The 466-nt window shown below is 69.1% G+C and carries 1 protein-coding gene and 1 pseudogene; both read left to right on the forward strand.

Translation table 11 applies throughout. The features are described from left to right. On the forward strand, positions 1–278 hold a 278-nt coding region (locus tag ACWJ6R_RS37990; protein WP_449066803.1), incomplete at its 5' end, for a transposase. After that, positions 268–466 (forward strand): annotated as a pseudogene (locus tag ACWJ6R_RS37995) (hypothetical protein); the annotation flags it as partial. The gene ACWJ6R_RS37990 and the pseudogene ACWJ6R_RS37995, both read left to right, overlap by 11 nt.

The raw sequence follows: 466 nt of genomic DNA on the forward strand, positions 1-466 counted from the left end.
CGGCGTGGAAGGAGCAGGTGAAGCACGTCGCGATCGACATGTGCACGATCTTCAAGGCGGCGGTGCGGGCCGCGCTGCCGCACGCGGTGCTGGTGGTCGACCACTTCCACCTGGTGCAGCTGGCCAACGCCGCCGTCACCGAGGTGCGCCGCCGGGTGACCGTGCAGGTCCGTGGCCGGCGGGGCCGCAAGGGCAACCGGGAGTGGGAGCTGCGCGGGCCGGTTGACCCGCTCAGCGGCCCGGATGCACGGCTCTCAACTCGATCCCATGATCGATGACCTGCATGCACTGCCGAAGAAGATCGGGCGGCCGATCCTGGACGCCTGGAACGCCAAGGAAGACCTCCTGGATCTGCTGGCTCTTGCTCGCGTTCATCCCGAGCGGCATGTCATCGCCGAGCGGTTGTTCCGCTTCTACGACCGGTGCGCCGCCTCGGGCCTGCCCGAACTGGAGCGGCTGGCCACGA

The sequence above is a fragment of the Planomonospora algeriensis genome, from assembly GCF_977012225.1.